At 51.5% G+C, this 18,981-nt stretch carries 12 protein-coding genes; 1 reads left to right on the forward strand and 11 read right to left on the reverse strand.

Annotated elements, in window-relative coordinates:
• The 3 genes from ACJROR_RS09105 to ACJROR_RS09115 form a co-directional block, all read right to left on the reverse strand.
• The coding region (locus ACJROR_RS09105) for a virulence factor SrfC family protein (RefSeq protein WP_406546827.1) at positions 1 to 1,492 on the reverse strand (1,492 nt) is incomplete at its 3' end.
• Positions 1,493 to 1,495: 3 nt separating this feature from the next.
• Positions 1,496 to 4,663, reverse strand: a complete 3,168-nt coding sequence (locus ACJROR_RS09110) for a virulence factor SrfB (RefSeq protein ID WP_406546828.1) — start codon at positions 4,661 to 4,663, stop codon at positions 1,496 to 1,498.
• Positions 4,664 to 4,675: 12 nt separating this feature from the next.
• Entirely contained in the window at positions 4,676 to 7,303 is a 2,628-nt protein-coding gene (locus tag ACJROR_RS09115; RefSeq protein ID WP_406546829.1) for a hypothetical protein, read from the reverse strand.
• Positions 7,304 to 7,767: 464 nt separating this feature from the next.
• Here ACJROR_RS09115 and dsbB point away from each other — a divergent pair, with 464 nt between their 5' ends.
• Complete coding sequence (gene dsbB / locus ACJROR_RS09120) at positions 7,768 to 8,355, forward strand: disulfide bond formation protein DsbB (protein ID WP_406546830.1); 588 nt, start codon at positions 7,768 to 7,770, stop codon at positions 8,353 to 8,355.
• 152 nt (positions 8,356 to 8,507) lie between these two features.
• On the opposite strand, the gene ACJROR_RS09125 is transcribed toward dsbB, so the two are convergent.
• From ACJROR_RS09125 to ACJROR_RS09160, 8 genes are all read right to left on the reverse strand, one after another.
• Positions 8,508 to 10,412 carry an LTA synthase family protein gene (locus tag ACJROR_RS09125; protein WP_406546831.1) on the reverse strand — a complete coding sequence of 635 codons (1,905 nt, stop codon included), beginning with the start codon at positions 10,410 to 10,412 and terminating at the stop codon, positions 8,508 to 8,510.
• Positions 10,409 to 11,224, reverse strand: coding sequence for an SDR family NAD(P)-dependent oxidoreductase (locus ACJROR_RS09130; RefSeq protein WP_406546832.1), 816 nt, complete (start codon positions 11,222 to 11,224; stop codon positions 10,409 to 10,411). The genes ACJROR_RS09125 and ACJROR_RS09130 overlap by 4 nt, the downstream gene beginning before the upstream one ends.
• A 22-nt stretch (positions 11,225 to 11,246) precedes the next feature.
• A complete protein-coding gene (locus ACJROR_RS09135; protein ID WP_406546833.1) occupies positions 11,247 to 12,890 on the reverse strand; it encodes a glycosyltransferase in 1,644 nt (547 codons plus the stop codon).
• A gap of 7 nt (positions 12,891 to 12,897) precedes the next feature.
• Positions 12,898 to 14,004, reverse strand: coding sequence for a glycosyltransferase (locus tag ACJROR_RS09140; RefSeq protein ID WP_406546834.1), 1,107 nt, complete (start codon positions 14,002 to 14,004; stop codon positions 12,898 to 12,900).
• Positions 14,005 to 14,249: 245 nt separating this feature from the next.
• Positions 14,250 to 15,656, reverse strand: coding sequence for a glycosyltransferase (locus ACJROR_RS09145; RefSeq protein WP_406546835.1), 1,407 nt, complete (start codon positions 15,654 to 15,656; stop codon positions 14,250 to 14,252).
• 85 nt (positions 15,657 to 15,741) lie between these two features.
• Positions 15,742 to 15,933, reverse strand: coding sequence for a hypothetical protein (locus tag ACJROR_RS09150; protein ID WP_406546836.1), 192 nt, complete (start codon positions 15,931 to 15,933; stop codon positions 15,742 to 15,744).
• Positions 15,934 to 16,056: 123 nt separating this feature from the next.
• Positions 16,057 to 17,493, reverse strand: a complete 1,437-nt coding sequence (locus ACJROR_RS09155; protein WP_406546837.1) for a DUF1266 domain-containing protein — start codon at positions 17,491 to 17,493, stop codon at positions 16,057 to 16,059.
• A 240-nt stretch (positions 17,494 to 17,733) separates the two neighbouring features.
• Positions 17,734 to 18,981: AAA family ATPase (locus tag ACJROR_RS09160; protein ID WP_406546838.1), on the reverse strand; the 1,248-nt coding region annotated here is incomplete at its 5' end.

Below are 18,981 nucleotides of genomic sequence, written 5' to 3' on the forward strand. Positions count from 1 at the left end.
CCAGGAATATATTGTTAAATGGTTCCGGAGTATCGCTCTCCCCCTTCCAGTTAACCAGCCAGGGACAATGGCCGAACTTTTCCAGAACGGTCTGCTGCAGAAGCCCCCGCTTTCCGTAGCTCCTGTTCTCCTCTTTATCAAGGTCATCCACAATGCGCTTATCAAACTTGGTCAAAGCCCAGAAGAGGCCGCAGCTATGGAGAGCGCGATCCTTGCTGTTTTTACCCTGAGTCTGGTTGATCCAGGAGGTAATCACCTTTTCAATCTGAGGAGAATTTATCTGACTGTCGGAAGCAGTGCAGAGAATCAGCGCGTTAAGTTCATAGTTTTCGGTATACTTTTCAAAAAGGTACGCCACCTTTCCTCTCAGAAAGGCTTCTGCCACCAGATCCGCATTAGAGTTCAGATCCTCCAGCTTTCGATCCAGCCGGCCGCGGTAGCCCGGAAAATCCAAAATGTCATTGTTCTTTATGATGTCATACCGGGGCTTTTCCACGGGCATGGAGATCTCGGCCGTCAATGCGGCAAGGTCGCTCTCGTAAATGTAAAAGTTCTCCCCGCCGATTCTGACCTCTATCTCCCGATCCCGCTCATGCTTTTCGTTACGAAGATTTTTCAGGGCATCAACATTGATAAGGGAGATCTTTTCTCCGGAAGCAACCACGGCATCAACTGGAGCATAAACGGCATAAGGGTTGGTCAGCTTTTCCAGCACCGTGGCCAGTCTGACAAAAAGCCGGGTAAACACCGGATTCCGCCCCCACAGCACCTCGTAATATTTGGCGCGATCAGAAATTTTCAGATGAATCGCCTTCCGGCGGCCGAAATCCCAGTACTTTTCTCCCAGATATTTGTCCAGAAACTGGTACTTGGCTGTGATATAGTTCTGGAGCAGGATAATACCGATGTCGGACAGCCTGGTGTCAGTGTTCTGACACTGTTTCAGGGCTTCGTACATCTCATCAAGGTTATCCTCAATTTTTTCGGCCACAGCAGTATTGGTATCCTCGAAGTCGGCGTAAAAGGAATTCACCAGAATCATCACCGCTTCGTACTCGGAGAGAAACACCAGCCGTACCGGAAACTTCCTGTCAGCTGTATCCCGGGAACTACTTCTGGTAAAACGGGTAACGAGACCGGTGGATTCCTTGCCGCTCCCCTGGGGGTTAATCCGATGCACAAAATCAATGCTTTCATCCCCCAGCTTCACCATAAGACTGTTGGATTCGTCTGATGCCATGGCGGATACCAGATAGGATTTACCGGCCTGAGATTCTCCAAAAAGGCCGATGCCCGGACGATTCTCAAAGATTCTTGCCATCTTGTCAGCTTCATAAATCGCCCTGCAGGCCTCGTAGGTCAGGGATTTTTCAGCAGCCTTGACCTTGGCATTGTTTTTGGCCAGCCCTTCAACCCATTTCCGGGCTTTTCTGGAATTGGTATCTACCTGACTCCAGAGCTCCTCAAGCCTGTCTGCATCTAAGTTGCTCATGTTTTACTCCCGATAAACTATACCGCTGTCCAGCCAGAAGGCATTCTCGCCAAGTTTGTTGTCCGGCATGGTGCAAAGCTTCAAAAATACGTTGGCATCTTCGCCTTCGGTTATGACCTCAATATCCTTCTGCTCCCGGTCTGAACTCCGTACCTTGGCATTATCTTTGAGGATCAGAGCATCTCTCTGGTAGCGTCCCTTGTCATAATCCTCGTTTTCCGGCCGGGCCAGAGAAAGCTCAATACAGGCATCCTTGACACTGTTCAGCTTTGTAGACAGTTCTTCGGAAATGGTGAGCTTGTACAGAGGAGAAGCCGGCCACCGCTCGATGGATACCGGACGACTTCCGATAATCATCTTTCCCGGCACTCTGAAGGTTTTGTCAAACTTGTAGCTGCTCGAGGACTCCAGATCCACGTTTTCATAAAAGAGCGTACTCGGGGTATTGAGAATGCGTTCTCCGGAAGAATCCAGACTGCCGATAAAGTGAATGTTTGAGGACAGCCGGCACATGCCAACCTTAAGATAGAAATTCGGCAGCCGTGACTTTTCGCACATGTAGGCAATCATGCCTCCCACAGCCACGGCGGTCTTGGGATCCTTAATGCGCCCGCCCCGGGCATCAGGATACCAGTCTCCGATACGCTGGGAAGACATCTGCACAATGCGGGACGGCGGCAGATTAACCTGATTTCTGAAGGCCTGCATGATGCCGGGAAGCGTGGAAGGCTGACCGGAGAGCAGAAGAATATCGCAGTGATATTTGTTAACCACCTCGGCAATAAAGGATATGGCCTTGGTGCAGATATCAAACTTCTTCATGGTTACCAGATAGCTGTGCATCAGCCGGAAATCCAGATCCAGAGTCACATTCCATATTGAAACGTCTTTCCATCCGGTGCGTTCCCTGAGTTCAGCGGAAAAGAAATCATCAACCTTGGCAAGAGATGCCTCCACTTCCTCAGGCAGCAGCGCATCCTTTTTGAACACAATGTCCCGGAATGTTTTGCCGCTGATGTCCTCGAACTTTTCCGTGCCGTAATTCTGATAGGCCTTGATAATGGCCACGGACAGCGGATAAAAAAGTTCCAGAGTAAGCTGTTTTCTGTTGGTGCTGGCCTGAACGGACTTATCACCCAGACTGCCTCCGAGATGCCGTTCCAGATAATCGCTAATGTAGCTCTTTGACAGACTGAAGCTCTCCATGTAGCTGGCAATAGAAGGAATCACAAAAGTCTGTATCAGATTAAGCAGAATCTCATCGCCGGCAATTTTGAAGCTTTCCCGGAAACGCTGCTCCGGAGCAATCATATTGCCGTTGCTGAACACAAAGTCATTAACCACAAAATCCGTGGTACCGCCGCCGATATCGACAGTGGCAATGGTAACCCTCTTTTCTTCAGCATCGGGATTTATCAGAGCCTCCCTGCTGTTTACCCGCCAGAAATCGTCTACATGTCCTGAGTACTTGCTGTTGATTTCGTTGTATAAGAACACCGTCTGGCTGCAAAAGGCCTCATCCCACTTGATCTCGCATTTCGGATACGGCGGCCAGACCTCAGTGCTCTTAAAGTCAGGCTTTTCATTAGCATTGGATTTGTCCCATTTTGCCGTTCTCCAGTAAATGGCCAGTGCCTCATAAAGCCTGCTTCTGAAGATTTCCACCTCCTGAAGGGGCATTCCGGGAGGAACGGTAAGAATGATATTGCTGAGGATTCTGGGATTGTCCTTAAGCGCCCTTTTCCAGCGGGACTGGGGGCTGTTAATCTGCAGTTCTGCCTGAGCAATGATTTCCAAAAGCAACAGGGTCATGAGAGAGCTTCTGCTGTAATTAGCGCTGAATGCTCCCATGCTGCCTTCACTGTCATACACCGGTGTGCCGTCACTTGAGATGTGCTGGGTAATCTCATCATTGAGGGCCGTGATTTCCTCCTCCGGGTTTTCCAGAGTATTCTGATTCACATGCCACTCATATTTCACCTCGTCCGTATCCCAAAGATACCTTTTAGGACTGGACATTCCGGACTGCGACTCATTGCCCAGAAGAGTGCAGGAATGCTTCATAGCTTCATCGCCGGTGCGTACCATGGAGTGCCACAGAAAATTGGTGTACCCAAGATTTTTGTACTGCACGAAAAATGACGGGTCAGCAAACTCCACTGAACTCGCAAACGGATGATCGTATATTTGGGTGGGGTCATCAAGATCCCGTAACGCCAGCGAATAGGAAGACTTGAGGCCGTCCTCGCCCTCAAGAAGCAGGCCATAAACCCGGGAGTTTCCGATATCCAGCACCAGAGAAACATCAACAGATGCCTTTTGAGCGCTGAATGGTTCCATCTTGATTCTGGGAAATCCGGTAAAACCAGGTTCCTGAAGAATTTTCAGAAAAGCCTGATAGTATCCGATATAGACCCGGTCAGTTTTGCCGTTCTCGATCTTTTTCTGGGAATAATCCTCCCTCTTCATGTATTCTTCCCAGATTTCCTGCAAAGCCGGAGTAAAAAAAGACTCTTTGGCAAAGCTGTAAATCGCTGAAAAATCACCGCAAAGCCGGTATTCCGAACCGTTATTGATATGCTTCTGCTGCAGAAAATGGTTCTCCAGACCGGACTGGGTATCGTCCCTCACCGTAGTGTCAAAGGCGATAACGAGACGGTATTTATGATCGGCTATCTTTCTGAAATACCCCCGGCACCAGTTAAGCGGCTCCTGAGAAAAATGTCCCGCGCTGTCGGTGCTCAGATAATACGGCAGAGGAATCCAGCGGCTCTCAAAAGCCTTAAGAACATCCTCCAGGTCAACCTTTTCAAAAATGGTATTTGCGGGGTATCTCTCGCCAGTTACCTGATCCTCGAATTCTGTTTTACCGCCGGTATTCCGTTTCTTTAAGAGACTTATCAGATCATGAGAGCCCTTGTCATTTCCTTTGCCGAATGAATTCTGATCCGATCCGAAGGATTGTCCCTGAATTGCATCACCCCTGAACTCCTGAGATCTGACCTTCTCGCAAAGGTGCATGTCACCCTTGCTGAAGCAGAATATTTCATAAAGTTCACGGGTATCCTTGTCAGACAAATCGACATCAAAGTCCAGAAACTGCACCCCTGTATCCTGAAAAAGATTTACCTTGTCAGTTGCTGATAATTTTCTTTCAATTTCCGGGATCATTGTTATTCCTTATCATTTATTCATTTTCAAATACGGATTCAGCAAATACAAATTGTCTTCTTTGCCGGATCTGGCTTTCGATTCTGAAAAACTGTTAATCTGACAAAAAGGAGCATCCTTGTCGTAGCAGGTTATCTTTTGCGGCATATAATCCAGATCAAACCTGCCGCAATCTCGTCCGATAAGAACCTTCTGAACTTCATATTCATCGGCTTTCAGAGCTTCGTTTCTGGTTAAATACCCTCTTGAATTACATGAAATCCGCTTATCCCTGCTCGTTAAATTAAAATCCACTACGGTCTTGCCATCTATGGTTTTACCCCTGGTAACCACCCGCCATTCAAATACTTCCAACCCCTTGTTCGGCGATGTTTGCGGATTTTCAGGAACATGGTTTTCAGAAACAGGATTATCCGATCCGCGGGATTCTTCTGGCATAGCTTCCGGAACTGAAACCGGAACCGGCCCTACAATTTCAGATCCGCTGGCAGTATCACTTAAACCTGCGTCCTGAGCCTGATTTTCGGAAGAAGCGGTGCTTTCTCTGCTACTGTCGCTGTCTCTGCTTCGTCCTTCATCAAATTCCCTGACATTTGATTGATCAGAAGAATAATCAGCAATTTCCGCCCCGGAATATTCTTTTGAAGAATCTGACCCAGCAACATTGCTTTGCGTACTGTTATCCGTCAGGGAACTGACCGGCTGCAAAGCTCCTGCCGGACTTAACTCCGAAGCCGGAACTCCGGTTACATCATCACTGATATTCTCATTAATGGCTGCCACAGGGGTCTCCGTTCCGGCTGGTACCGCAGAAACAGTCCCCTGCTGCTGTTCTGGCCCGGGGGTTCTCACCTCATGAACACCGGACGCCGGCTGATTTCCATCAGAGTTCACCGGTACGGGCGACGAATCACCGCCCTTTTCCACCACAACGGTTTCCGGTTTTTGAGGTGTTATGAAAATCTGCGCAGGATCAGTCTTCCAGACATACAGACAGAGCAGCCAGTAAATAAGGGCAATAATCAAGAGCAACGCCAGCAGAATCAGAAATGCGATGAAGCAGCCCTTCCACCAGGACGTCTCTTTCTCGGATATTATAACTGTCTGGGAATTATCTTCCGAGACCACCGAGGATTCCGATGATTCATCAGAAACATGGGATATATCGGTATCAGAAGAGCTATCAGAGTCGGATGACTTATCTGAATCAAAGTATTTTTTAGAATCAAATGACTGATCGGAATCATAAGATTCATCAGAATCCGAAGACTTGTCGGAGTCGGAAGATCTGTCAGACTCAGAAGACTTATCGGAGTCAGAGGACTTTTCCGAATCGAAAGAATTCGCGGAATCTGATTCCTCCGAACGGTCAGAGGAGTTTCCGAAACCTCCAAATTCATTGGATGCCTCAAAACCAACATCGGCATTCCCGGAGAACTGACGAGACGAATCATCTGAAAAATGATTATCTCTAAAAGAGAAATCCTGACCACTCTCCGCGGCATGTCCGTCCCCGCTTCCACCGCCGTGTCCGCTGTTTGAAGCATCGCTGCTCAGCTCATCACCGCTTTTTCCGCCGGAATTTCCGTTTCCGGAAGAACTCCCATCAGAGGATTTTTCAGAATCGGCGGCATCTTCAGAATCACCGTCTCCGGACTTCCGACTGCCGTTTTTCCCGAACGGAAAGAGACATCCGGATTTAGCCTCCATCTCGCTATGCCCTTCTGAAACATCCTGCGTTTCTGAGTACTCGCTTCCGCCGGTATCACACCCTTCATTGCTGTTATTCGAGGCTCGAAAACTGTCATTAACGTCACTTTCATTCAGGTTGAATTCGCCGGACGACTCGTTATGTCCAAAGCTGCTGTCCGAATCTCTCTCTTCGTTTCTTTCAGCTTTATCTAGTTCATCTGCAGTTCCTGGTTCAGAGCGTTCCAGAACATCGCTCTCCGGGACTGAGCATGATACTTCTTCAGGCTGGTAGGTTCCGCTGTCAAAATTCTCATCATCGGCAATATAGTCCTGAAAAGGGTGGTAATCCTGCCACTCTCCGTCGGAAACGCCTTGATCCGAGCTAACTTCCGAACCTGCTCCGCGCCCTTTCCCAAAACGGTTTTCATAATTCTGAATGTTGTCATAGCCGTAAAGAGCCACTACCACAATGGAGCCGTTTACGATAAAAATGTTGTCAGCATCCTCCGGGAGGTGCAGAAAAGCGCCGAGATTTTTGGCGGCTTTGGGGTTATAGAAAAACGAGGCGAATCTCTTCAGATCCGCACTTGCAGACTTCCGCTGCATAATCTTTCCGGCCTTGAATGCCAGAAAAGCAAAATCCCGTCCCGTGGCTTCCTTAACCGCAATCTGCTCATTTTCGGGAAGCTCAGAAAGTCTGGTAACCGAGGTAATTGTTTTTACGGTCTCCGGTATCAGCGCCGTAATGTACCTGGCATCGGTGTTCTGTATGGCAAAAAGACAGGCAAAGTGTTCCTTCACCTCCGGTGACTCATCCTTGAGCAGAAGGCCGGAAATGCCATTAATCAGCTTTTTACTGATCTGGGAAACTCTTATCCCGTTTTCCCCTACATCGAAGAACTTCCGCTTCTCATATCTGTTCAGAAAATTTAACTGACTGGAATTCATGAAAGGTCACCAAACGCAATTTCGCCCTGACAAGACCCTGATAATGCCTTAACAATGCTCTGATTTATGGGGGCATTTCAGATTGCAAAAGAGCCGCATACCTGAAAAAACCACAGCCAAATAGAGTATAAAAAAAATAAGGCGTTACTAAAATTTTTGGCCTTTAGAAACTTTTGCACATGGGATCAGCTTCACTAAAACCCTCTGAAAACGTAACGAAATGGTCATAGGGACATTACATAAAGACGCTAAATAAGCCGCTTGCATCAATAACTGAAATGCAGGGCCTTGTTATAGAACTGCTGCGGGTATCAGGCAGGAAATCTGCACTACGAAAACGACAAGATGGAAATGGCCGATAATAGCAGCCACGCAAGGCTGAAACTCACATTTTACGGCCCGTAAATCTGAATTTTTCCGGCAAAGGGCTATAATGAGGCAGTTTTATTTCAGGAGACTTAGACGTGAAAGAATCACTGCGCCGTTTTCTCATTACCCTGTGGTTCCCCCACAGCCGGCTTTTCTGGGCCTTTCTTTTTCTGGGATTTATTTTTTATGAAGCCTGCGGTCTCTATTTCCAGTATGTGCTTCATCTCAATCCCTGCATTGAATGCGTTTATGAGAGAGCCTGCTTTATGTTCTTCGGAGTGGCCGCCCTTATAGGTGTCACTGCTCCCCGGTTTTTCATCGTGAGAATTCTCGCGGTAATCATCTGGCTCATGTCCTCCATAAAGGGCCTTCTGATATCCTGGGAGCACCGGGGCTATGAGCTTACCAAGGATGATCCCTTTGCCGAAACCTGCGGCTTTTTTGCGGAATTCCCCTCCTGGTTCAAGCTGGATGAATGGCTGCCCTCGGTATTCGCACCCACCGGAATCTGCGGCGATGCCTCCTGGGATTTTGCCGGCCTGACCATGGTGCAGTGGATCATCATTATCTTCATCTGCAATGCGGTTACCGCCGGACTCTGGGTGCTGCTTTCCTGCCTGCCGTACCGGATCTACCGGAAAATACTGGCCGGAAAAGAGGGGGAGAAAGCAGGAGCTGAGTAAGATCTTCCTGAGAGAAGTGTATCCCTTAAAGCAAAACTCCCGGAAAGGCCCTGCCTCGCCGGGAGTTCCTTTTTGGGAAGAGCTTTACGCCTGCCCTGTTACCCTTCTCTGTTTCTGTTTTCCTTGTCTCTGTTCCTGTTGATCTTCATCCGTTATTGCCTGCTTTCCCTGCTAAAGCCCATGGCGCTGAGAGTGCGGAGTCCCAGATCCGAAACCCGGCACATTCCTGCGGGATGGTCTTTTTCGGAGCTCTTAAGGCTTTCCCTGAGACTCCGGTTCTGCCACACAAAATAAGGCACTAAACCTGCCGGATCCCCGCAGACCTTGTAGGTTTCCGTAAGAATCGGCACATGGTCTCCGTAAAAGGTCAGGACAGCACTTTGCTCCTCATGGTTCAGAAATCCGGTGAGTCTTTCCAGCAGGGCATCCTCGTTTTCCAGATGGCGGAGATAAATGGCAAGCTCGGTTAGAGCCCGGCCGGAATGATCCTGTCCCGCCTGAGCCTCTGTCTGGACATCAAAATATGAAGCCGCCTTTTCCGGAGTAATGCGCTCCAGATTAAGGGGGCCGTGGTTTTCCATAGTGATCACAAAGATGAATACCGGGGCCGGGGATTCCCTTTTAAGATCCTGATACCGAGAGAGCACCCGATCCAGAAGATCCCTGTCCGCAATATAGGGGCCGGAATTATCAGGATCGGGAGAGATGCCGGCAAAGCTCCTGATATCCTGAAATTCATCAAAGCCCCATTTTCTGAAGATAATATCCCGGTGATAAAATCCCGCATAAAAGGGATGGATGCAGACGGTACGGTAGCCCCGCTTTTTCAGGAAGGAGGTCAGGGAAGCCGTCTCCCAGGAACGGGAGGAGATCTGGTAGGGGCTGAACTGATGCCCCGCCATTTCTTCCGGGGGAATTCCGGTGAGGAAGGAGAATTCCGTCCTGATGGTATTGGCTCCGAAGGCCGGTACCTCCATAAGTCCGGCATAACAGGCTTCCCGGGAAATACCGTCAAAAACTCCGAGGATATCCCTTCTGATGCCGGGAAGGCCGGGGGAACTTATTTGGGGCTGTCCCGGAATCTTCCCTGATGCGGCCATTACCTGAGACTCCCCTCCGGAACAAAGAACCCGAGGATCAAAAAATGACTCACTCTGAATGGCAATAAGATCCGGCTTTTCCTGAGGATCGCTCCATAGGTAACCGCCCTTTCCCCGGACTTTGTTGTTTTCTGTGTCCTTTTCTTCGTCTTTCTGTTTGGTCTCTTCCCGTTCGCTTTCTTCCTGTTGTTTGCTTTCCTTCTGTTTGCTCTCTTCCGGTCTCCCTGCGGGGAGTCCGGAGCTGGCTCCGGGCTCTCCGAAGGGAGATGCCCCCGGAGGGTTTTTAAGGTACAGGAGCATATAGCCGTACAGCATAGGGATAAAGCCGTGGTTTACCAGATCCGTTCCGGGATGGAGGGAAAGCTTTCCCGGAAGGTCTCTCCCGAACCCCCAGATCCCGGCTCCGGAAAAAAGCAGGATAAAGGCAATTACCGGAAGATCTCCGGAAAGGCTCCAGTGATTTCCGGAAAACTCCTCCAGACTCCAGCCGGTAATGGCGATGACCGCGGCGATAATCAGCCCCAGAGCTCCGGGAATACCCAGAAACGGAAAATAGAGCCGCGGGAATCTAAAGGAATCCGTGAAGTAGTCGTAATCGGAAAACACCAGGGGCTCCCTTAAGCTCCGGTATTTGGCGTTATTGATAACCACTAAGACCAGGATAAGAAGAGCCGCCACCGCGCAGGAAAACCAGATCTTCCCCAGAATGAGGAAGATAAAGCCCGCAAGAAAGCTGTAAAGAGAAAGCTGAAGAAGAAGGTGCCGGGATTTTCCTGCAGGGGGCTGCTCTGGGGCAGCACCGGAATGCACGGGTTCTCCCCGGCCGGAGGTTTTTCTCCGGGGAAGCGCCAGACTCTGAATAACCATGCCGGAAAAAGCCGCCAGCAGCACGGCTGTCAGGATAAGAGCCGCGTTGTCAGGAAGGCTGGATGCAAGGGTACCGGAAAAGATCATCATTTACCCGTTGATCCTGTCTGGCCGCTGTTCCGGCCATTTCTGCCGTACCCGAAAACAGCCGCCAGAGGAGCCGCCAGAAAGTACGGGAAAAAGGACAGGAACCAGATCCCCAGATTCAGCGGAAACGGGAAGCCAATGCGGGCCCGGTTTTTGGAGAGGCCTTTTCTGATAATGCGGGCCGCCTTGTCCGCCTTCATCAGGAAGGGCTTGGGGCCCGGCATGGCCCGGCACATGGGGGAATCCACATAGCCGGGGAGGATCACGCTGACCCCCACCCCCTCGGGAGCCAAAAGAGCCCGGAGGGAGGTGCCGTAGGATTTCAGGGCCGCCTTGGTGGCGCAGTAGGTGGGCGTGTAAACAAGACCGTAATAGGCGGCCAGGGAAGCCACAATGGCAATATGTCCGGATTTCCGCCGCCGCATTTCCGGAACCAGAGCGTCAATGAGAGCCAGGTTAGCCATAAGATTAATATGCACCAGGGACTCGACCTCGTTATAGGGCTCCATGGAAAAATCTTCCCCGATCTGAGTATTCCGGCCGGCGGCGGAGATAAGGAGATCCACCGGATTAGCCGCATCCGTCTCCCGGATCCAGCTCCGAAGTGCCGGGGCATCGCAGACATCCAGCGTCTTCCAGGATACCGAGGCGCCCTTGCTCTCGCACTGAGAAGCCAGCTCCTTAAGACGTTCTTCCTTTCTACCGGTAAGAGTGAGCCTGACCCCGGGGGCGGCATATTCCAAAGCCAAAGCGCCGCCGATTTCACCGGTAGCTCCGGTGATCACCACGTGACGGGGATTTCTAAAATCAGTCATTTTAAATTTGTCCGGAAAAAACTCAGCCCTTGGAGGCTTTGTCAGCCTCAGAGGCCGCTCTGCTCCGCAGGAACAGGGGAAGCGTCAGAGACAATGAAAAACCCATAGCGGTAAGGGAAGCGTAAAAGGCTGTCCAGCCGCTCCCCGTGATTATACTCACAGTCAGGGTAATTAACGAGTAAATAAGAGAAAAGTATTCCAAAGTCAGAAGAAAAAGGCCGATCCGGGGCCGTTTGATAAACGAGGAACCGCTTTTGGGGGTGGGCACAAAGCTTCCCCGGATCCCGACAAGGTTCTCCAGGAGCGCGATAAAGTAATAAAGGGACAGCGGAAAATAAAGAAGCACATACCCGAAATATTCCAGAAAGCCTCTCCGGATTTGCGGGGTGTCCTGCGGATCTGTATCAGGAGCGGGATCTGCGGTGTCAGGGGATTGACTATCAGGGGAGGCATTCTCCGGGGCGGCTCTTCCGGATGATTCGGCCTCCGGGGCTTTTTTACCGGCGCTGCCCCCCATGCTGTTTACGGCCCAGATAACGGTAACCATGAGAAGAGTCACACAAAGTACCTGAAAATACCATCCCTGCTCCCGAGCGCAAAAGGCCATGGGGAGAGAACCCAAAAGCAGCAAGTAAAAGCTGGACAGAATAAAGCTCTGGGACATGACCGTGAGAGCGGCCAGCTTCTTCTTTACCGAAAAGTCCGAAGCCAGCACCTTTTTAAAATAGAGAAAGGCGTTCCCGATAAGCCCCAGAGCCCAGCGATGCCGCTGCACCCTCATGGCGGCTACGGTATTGGGAAGCTCTTCCCGGGTTTCCGTTTCCGTCACATACTCGTAGCGCCAGCCCAGAAGCTGCGCCCGGTAACAGAGATCCACATCCTCGGTAAGGGTTTGTGCGGAAAGTCCCCCGGCGGAGCTTACGCACTCCCGGAGCCAGACACAGGAGGAGCCGGTAAGAGAGGCATATTCGTCATGAGAGCGCTGGCTCTCGGTCATGGAGTTCTTGTGGGATACCTCAAGGCCCAGAAATCTGGTAATAAAGTTCTCTCCCTCGTTGCCGAACACAATGGAGGTCTGCAGAAAACCCAGAGGCCGGCGGGACTGCTTCCCGGACTCTCTCTCCCGGGCATCCCTGACAAAATACGGCACCGTAACCTTAAGGAAGTCCGCCGCCGGCACGGCATCGGCATCAAAAATCGCAATCAGGCTGCCCCGGGAGGAACTGATGCCGTAGGCGATATTACCGGCCTTGAAGCCCTCCCGGTTCCCCCGGGAAAGGTATCTTAAAAAGGGGAAGCTCTCCGCCTGCTGTAACGTGAACTCCCGGATCACCGCCGCATTCTCAGCCCGGGAATCATCCAGAACCAGAATTTCCAGCCGATCCCGGGGATAATCCAGTCTGACCGCGGCGGATATCAGTCTTTTGACGGCGGCAACCTCATTGCACACCGGAATAAGCACCGCCGCCTCCGGAAGATCGCTGTCCGGAACAGGCGCGGGCTTCCGGGGGGCACCTTCGGAAGATTCCGCCGGCGTTACTGCAGGCTTTTCATTTTTGCTGCGGGAGGTCTTAAGCCCGGACATCAGCTCATAGCCGGTCATGAGCATAAAGGCCAGCGCCATGGCGGTAAAAAGAGTTTCCAGAAAGACAAGCAGAAAAGACATAGCCGTTTCAGAACACCCCGTCCTCGGCCAGCTCGGCAAAACGCTTTTCCCAGGTGAACTTTTCCCGGACAAAGCGGTATCCGGCCTCGGCCTTTTCCAGAAGCTCCGGAGACGGCCCCGCCACCATGGCCGGGAGAACATCCCGGGCTTCCTCCTCCGAACCTATGACCGTGCAGTAGTCTTTGAAAAGCGCGTTAACCGCCCGAGACGGGTTGGTGGCCATAATGCCGCCGGAGCCCATAATTTCCAGCATTCTTCTGGAAAACATCGTGGGGGAATCGGTAACGGAATTTATGTTCAGGGAAACATTGTACTCATGATAGAGATCTGCGGTCTTCTGGTATGGCACCGCATTATGGACAGTCACATGACTAAAGGTGGGATAGCGGAATTCATAAAAACGGGAGAGTCTGCTGCTGTTCCGGTCATAGATGTCAAGGGGAAGGCTCTGAGATTCGCAGGTTTTAAATATAGCATCCATGGTGGCCCGCCGGGAGTTCAGGATCTTGCGGTAGTAGGAGCCCACAAAGCACATGCTCTTTTTGGTGAAATGAAAGCCGTCAAAGCTGTGAATAGCCGGCTGGTAGGCCATCATGAGAAGCCCGGCGTGGGGGCTGTTCCCGGAGGCATCCTTCATATTGGAGAGAGCCTCCCGGTACCGGGGCACGGAGTTTTCATCGGCGGTGTAACGGTAGTCGCACAGCTTAGCCACCTCGATAAAGGCCTCAAAGAACACGCCGTCATCCTTGTTCCAGAATACCAAGGGGATATGGAGCTCCCGGGCCGTTGCCGCCAGAGCGCGGAAATCCTTCAGAGTATAGCGGCCGAATACCGGACTCTGTTTAGGAAGGCAGTAGCTCCAGTCCCAGCGGTAGCCGTGGAAGGCGGATTCCACAAAAACAAAGTCCGGACGCCACTCTCTTAGCACCGTCCGGAAATTGCTGCGGGTAAGACAGCGCACCCGGCATTCGTAGCTGAGATTAAGGGACGTAAGATAATCGGTCAGGAGAGCCACCTTAAGATCGGCAAACTGGCCGCATCCGGGGGTATCCTCTCTGATTTCCGGATAGGAGTAGCAGACCTTCCTTACTGTTCTTATGAGAGTTCCAAGCATAAGCGCGCATTTTCTCCCGCGGCCGACGGCGCGCCTGTTATGCCTGGTTATAACTGGATAAGCCTGGCATGGCGCGGGAACAGCGGATCGCGGAAGTCCTTGTTATTCATTACTTAGTTCATGATGCCCGTCCCGGATCCGGAAGGGGCCAAAAAAACGGTGTGATTATACATGATTTTGCCCCGTCCGTCCCCTGAAGGAAAACGGAGCTCGCAAAGAGGGAAAACCGCATTAATGAAAGCAGCCTAAGGAATAGCATTTCCGGGAAGAGCATTCCTGATAAAGCTCCCCCACTGGCGGTAACTGGAAACGTAGGCCCGGGCCCGGCGGCCCCGCTCCTCCAGCATGGCGGGATCCAGGATGCAGCGCTCCAGCACCCTTGCCAGATCCTCGGGATCCCCGGACTTGAAGAAGAGACAGCCCGAATCCTCGGGGTTGCCGCTTTCGGAAAGCTCCTCCCGGAATACCTGAAGATCCGGCACGATCACGGCCTTCTCCTTGGCCATGGCCTCGGCCAGCTTGATGGGAGGGACGATTCTGGTGACGTCATAGGGATCACGGGGGAGACACACTACATGAAAGTCGCCCTGTCTTTTCCGGGCTTCGTCAGGAGGAAGCCGCCCCAGAAATTCCACGCACTCGGAAAGCTCCAGCTCCTGAACCAGATCCTCCAGCTTCTTCCGGTACTCGCCGTCCCCGATAATGCGGATAACAAAGAATAGGTTCCGATCCCGGAGCGTCCGGGCAGCCCGGATCAGGGTTTCCAGCCCTTCATAAACCACCAGGCTTCCGGCATAGCCGATAACAAAGGGGCCGCTCTCGGAAGACGGGGAAGTTTCCGTGGCCTCAGGGCGGATCCGGTTAATGTCGGCGCAGTTGGGGAGCAGGAAAATTTTATCCTGAGGGACACCCCAGTTCTTCGCAATGTAATCTCCCATGGCCCGGGAAATCACCAGCACCTTATCGGCGTTCAGGGCGGTCAGAGCTTCCAGATCCAGGCCCAGCCTGAACAGCGGAGACTTCTCGTATTCAGGAACCCGGGAGATCCGGGTCAGCTCCCAGAGCCCCCGCATTTCATAATGAAAGGGAATGCCCAGACGTTTTGCGGCAATCAGGGCCGGGAGAGCGTTCACATGATTGGAGGCGGCCTGAGCACAGGATATCCGGTGCTCTCTGAGATAGCGCTCCAGAACAAGAGCGGCCCTTTTCACATACATAGCTGTGGGCATGTTATTGACCGGATGCGGAATGTGCCCATAGGGAACGCCGTCGATAACCGTTACCGCCGTAACGCCGTCGGAGCTGGCCTCCCGGAGCTCGGTCTGATAACGGGGATCCCGCTGGGTCTCGGGAGCATTAAGGGCGTCAATGCGATCCCAGGGATAGCCCGGCCGGGTCAGGGCATGGAGCCTGATGCCCTGCTCCGAAAGCTCCCGGAGCACCTCCCGGGTTCTGCTGGTATAGCCGGATACATGATAGGGAAGACAGCTGGCGGCAACGTACAGCATGCTGCCGGAATCCGGAACATAGTCCGGCTTCCGGGCTGCGGCGCGGGTAATCAGCCGCCGGACAGAAGACAGGGTGAACCGGGCATAGGCCTTTACGAAAGGACTGGTAACAATGCGAGACACAGGAGAATGAATTTCAGGCATGACAAACTTCAGAAAAAAAGACTGGAAAATTAACGGAAAACGCAAAAAACGCCAGCGCCGGCTTCCGGCCGCGGCACCCTTGGCATCAGGACTTCCGGAAACGATTGCGGTGCCGGCGGAGCTTTTTCTGGGTGGTCTTCCGGCCCTGACGCGCCGGCTTCTTCCGGGGCTTCAGGCCCATTTTTTCACCCTTTTTCTTAAGGTAGTAAAGCCAGCCTAAAAAGGCCAGGGTCACCACCGCTACCCAGATAAAAAAAGCCCAATCATCTGACATCATAAGCTCCTGAAAAAAATCTTAAGGCCTCCGTGTTTCGGGGCGCTGCTGTTTCCAGCGCTGTCAACTCCCGCTCTGCCATCCTCCCTGTCCCTTAACGCCCCGGGACGGGACATCTTCCTGCTCTCAGCCTCGGGAAGCACCGGCGCGCTCCTGATTATACTCCCGGAATATCTGCGGTAAATCCGCAAAGATCTCAATAAGAGCAGTCACATCCTTTTTGATGATCTCGAACTGCTCCTCGGGAGACTTTTCCACAAAAAGAGAATCGCATTTGTACATATAGGGCAGCTGAAATTCGATGTCGCAGCCGATTTCCCTGATATAGACCGGCAGAATGACATTGCCCAGGCCGCGGTTCACCGGGAGTCCCGAGGAAACCGTCAGATTCTCCGGCCAGGGACGGAAGGTAATGCCGTTATACGGATGAAAATTCCAGACGCCCCGGTTGGTGAACATGTTGAACTTCATGATAAACACCGGGAATTCCTGCTGCTCCAGAGGCAGCTTCAGGGAATCATAGTACACCCGGAAATCATAGCCGCAGGAAATGGGAATAAACTCATCGAACTTGCAAAACTCCCGGAACCACAGAATGATGCCGGTATGCTCAATGCGGGGGAGGATGCACCTGGTGTAAATATCAAAGCCCCGGGTGATTCTGGCGATGGAATCCCGGCTCCGGGGAGAAAGGCCGTTCCAGATGGCATCAAGCTTGTCAGCGACCACAAACGGTCTCAGGGCGTCCCGGAGGAGGGAGAGATCATCATGCTCCCAGGTGGGCACGGGAAGCCGGTGAGAAAGATCGTTATTGCAGGCCAGGTAAAAGTTATCGATTATCTCCTGGGCCTGTCCGGGGAGATAGCGCACCTCCGCCGTGGAAATGCAGTAGGTATAGAGCCGGGACAGCAGGATGCCCGCCAGAAAGCGGCCCCAGCCGGAAAACATTCTGACAATGCGCTCTCCGGTTTTATTGATAAGCTCCTCGTACTCCGGACGGGAAACAATGCCCAGATCAAAGGCGGCATCCACGAAGTTGATCTGATCCACCAGATCCTGGGCAATAATGCCGGTATCATCGTCCAGATCCAGAAGCGACTGAAACTTGCCGCAAAACAGGTTCATCCAGCCCAGTCTTCTTTCATCGCAGATAACCTTGGAAACGGAATACTTTAATGCCAGATGGGGATCATGACCGCATTCCCGGTAAAAATCGGCCAGATCGGGGTTCATGGCAATGCCGTCAATAAAACGCTCCATGGAGGAAGCGTCGTTTTTGAGGCTTAAGTGCGTCAGGGAATCGGGATTGGTTTTGTAGTATTCGTGAAAGAACTTGAAGACTCCCACCTTCCAGGCATTCACATCGCGGTGCCTGATAAGGTAGTTCTCCAGAGACCGGGCGTTGGTAACATGATCCTGCCGGAAGGAACGGGCCACAAAGGCCAGGGTCTCGAATTTCTGCGTTCTCGTGGCGGCATAGAACTCCGCAGAGGTAAACGGCGTAGTCCGAAGCTCGTAGAGGGCATCTACAAACTTGAGATTGAGGTAGGTATTAAAGGCCATTTATCAGTTTTTTCCCGCAAAGTATTCAAGCTGCCACAGGTGATTTTGTCCAAACTGCTCCTCTGATGATATGCTTTCCGCCATCCGGAAATTCCCGGCTGCGGCAGTTCTTAAAAACCCCGGAACATTTTCATTGTAACGCACCGGACGATAATCTTCAATAACCGGAAAACGCCGCCGGTTTAGCTCTTCCCGGGAAAATCCCCGGGGAAGAGCGGAGTCACAGCATTACCGGTTTTGCTATGAGGAGGCTTCCTTTTCATTCCAGATGGTATCCTCGAAAAACTCCAGCTTAAAGCCCCTGAGGACAACCACGGTCAGGTGCAGGGAAGTTCCCCGGGCAAGCGTGCTGCTCTTGGGATCCGCCGCATAATCCCGGATCTGTTTTCTGGCATCCTCGATGTATTTGTTCTTAACGGCATCAGAGTCTTCGGGTTTCAGATACTTGAGCTCCATGAGATAGCTGTGCTCTACGCCGACAGAACCGATTTTCGGGAAAAGAAAGATGTCGTTATAGCCGTGATTAAGTTCCAGTTCAGGAGCCGGGTCGTACATATAGTTCCATGACATGAAGGCCAGGAAGAATGCCTGAAAGACCCCCTCTCTTAACTTGAGCTGCCGGTTTCCGGAATAGCGGTCGTAATAATCCATAATGACATCGACCAGCGTTTTGATATTGCCCGAGAATCCGGCTTCATCAAAAGCTTCAGCCAATTTACTGCTGACATCTTCTGCCAGAGTGTCCTTTACTCTCCTCTGCAGGTATCCGTAATACTGCATCCGCACATTCTGGTTCGGAATATCCAAAAGAGGAGCTCCCCCTTTAACCCCCCTTACTGTGAGCATACCCAAATAAAAAAGATACCCTGGGAAAAAGTCAACATCCTTAAGAGCCTCCGCCGGAAAGTTCACAGCAACAGGTCTGTTACAGGGAGTTCCCGCAATAAGGTTATCAATGATGCTTTCACGGGTATTGCTCTTTATGAGCTGATCCATGTCCATAAGACGCTTAAGCTTTTCGTAATCAATAAGAGTGTTTTCTACCAGCATGCTTTTTGGCGGTTTCCCGTTTAAAACAAACTCAGACAGATACTCTGTTACCATATAACTGTTAAATACATGATCTCCATTGCTGAAGGCATCCTCAGAGAAGCAATAGCCGTCATACCAGACAGCCATATCGGAAATAATTTTTTCGGGATCGAAGCCGCTTAAAAGTCCGTTTTCCTGATGATAGGCAATTATTTCCCGGACTTCTGCCGTGGTAAAGCCCACCATACTGTTGAAAAGAGGAGTCAGTGATATATGCGTGCCAATGTTGTAGCCGGAGGTGAGATCTTCCAGGGTAACCGGAAAGACTCCGGTCATGAATACCTTCTGGCAGCAGCTTTTAACAACCTTGAAGAAATCAATGTAAAAACGGATATCGGGGCTGATATCGTGGTCTCCGGCCTCTTCTTTTGCCCTCAGAATGTCTCTGACTATATG

The sequence above is a fragment of the Succinimonas sp. genome (assembly GCF_045225735.1).
GTDB lineage: Bacteria > Pseudomonadota > Gammaproteobacteria > Enterobacterales > Succinivibrionaceae > Succinimonas.

Coding starts and splice junctions, on each gene's coding strand:
- ACJROR_RS09110 (WP_406546828.1), bottom strand. CDS start 4,663: ATGATCCCGGAAATTGAAAGAAAATTATCAGCAACTGACAAGGTAAAT.
- ACJROR_RS09115 (WP_406546829.1), bottom strand. CDS start 7,303: ATGAATTCCAGTCAGTTAAATTTTCTGAACAGATATGAGAAGCGGAAG.
- ACJROR_RS09125 (WP_406546831.1), bottom strand. CDS start 10,412: ATGATGATCTTTTCCGGTACCCTTGCATCCAGCCTTCCTGACAACGCG.
- ACJROR_RS09130 (WP_406546832.1), bottom strand. CDS start 11,224: ATGACTGATTTTAGAAATCCCCGTCACGTGGTGATCACCGGAGCTACC.
- ACJROR_RS09135 (WP_406546833.1), bottom strand. CDS start 12,890: ATGTCTTTTCTGCTTGTCTTTCTGGAAACTCTTTTTACCGCCATGGCG.
- ACJROR_RS09140 (WP_406546834.1), bottom strand. CDS start 14,004: ATGCTTGGAACTCTCATAAGAACAGTAAGGAAGGTCTGCTACTCCTAT.
- ACJROR_RS09145 (WP_406546835.1), bottom strand. CDS start 15,656: ATGCCTGAAATTCATTCTCCTGTGTCTCGCATTGTTACCAGTCCTTTC.
- ACJROR_RS09150 (WP_406546836.1), bottom strand. CDS start 15,933: ATGATGTCAGATGATTGGGCTTTTTTTATCTGGGTAGCGGTGGTGACC.
- ACJROR_RS09155 (WP_406546837.1), bottom strand. CDS start 17,493: ATGGCCTTTAATACCTACCTCAATCTCAAGTTTGTAGATGCCCTCTAC.